The sequence below is a fragment of the Paenibacillus sp. 01T422 genome (assembly GCF_056398785.1).
In genome coordinates, this window is sequence record NZ_JBFTQB010001326.1 from 1 (window position 1) to 1,179 (window position 1,179).

Sequence of the window (1,179 nt, forward strand, 5' to 3'; positions counted from 1 at the left end):
GAGTGTCATTACAAATGTTGAGACTGACGAGGATGTTCAATTAATCAAAGAGTTTACACTGCTTCCTATATTGCTCGATATGTTGTCGAGGGATTGTGAAGAGCTCAGGGTTCACAAAGACAAAATTATTTATAGTCATATTCTGTTTTACCTAAAAGAAGTCGAGAACGCTATTTATCCAGAAATACAAAGCATTAAGAGTAAAATGAAAAAGCGTGATATTAAGGTGTTGAATACATCGATGACTGCTTTAGGTATTAATGTTGAATATAAAGTTCGCGGTTACGTCCATCATTTCACAATGCTCAGAAGTTTGATTAAAGCTGAACTCATGACAACTTTAATGACAATGCGGAGGTCATTGTAATGGTAATGAGGGAAAAAAGCGAACGCACAATTTACCTCTCGGACTGCCAATCTTTTTACGCAAGCGTTGAAAAGGCTACACATCCTGGATTAGATAATCTTCCTGTTGTTGTGGCCGGTGATCCTGCCAGAAGATCGGGAATTATTTTGGCAGCATGTCCAATAGCCAAAAGCTTTGGAATTAGTACTGCTCAGCGACTTGGAGATGCCCTGCAGCTATGCCCAGATGTTATCGTAATGCGTCCGCATATGCAGCGTTATATCGATGTATCACTTGCAATTACGGACATTTACAAAGAGTATACCGATTTAGTTGAAGTATTTTCTATTGATGAGCAGTTCCTAGACGTGACGGGTTCGCTCAATCATTTTCGCTGTACCTCAGAAGAACTGGCAAGCATGATTCAAAAAAAGGTCGCAGCGTCAATGAATGTACGTATTCGTGTTGGCATCGGTCCAACTAAAATCCTTGCTAAGCAAGCAACGGACAATTTTGCAAAGAAAAACCCTAGTGGTATTTTTACGCTTGGTAAAGAGGATGTAGAACGTGTCCTATGGCCTTTAAGTGTGGATAAAATGTATGGAGTTGGGTCGCGCATGACTCGGCATTTCGTGGCTCTTGGCATGACAACGATAGGTCATGTTGCTCAAACACCATTACATTTGCTTAAACAGAAATTTCGTGCGCGCTTTGGTAAACAATCGGATATTCAAGCCGAGGTCATGTGGCGTACAGCTAACGGTCTTGATGATAGTCCTGTCACACCTGGTACTTTTAATGTAGCTCCAAAATCAATCGGACACGGAATGACC

General features: G+C 41.1%; 2 protein-coding genes. Both read left to right on the forward strand.

The window, feature by feature from the left end; translation table 11 throughout:
• On the forward strand, positions 1-367 hold a 367-nt coding region (locus AC1DUA_RS38445), incomplete at its 5' end, for a YhjD family protein (protein ID WP_477504692.1).
• Between the two features lie 5 nt (positions 368-372).
• A partial coding sequence (locus AC1DUA_RS38450; protein ID WP_477504693.1) for a Y-family DNA polymerase occupies positions 373-1,179 on the forward strand: 807 nt, incomplete at its 3' end.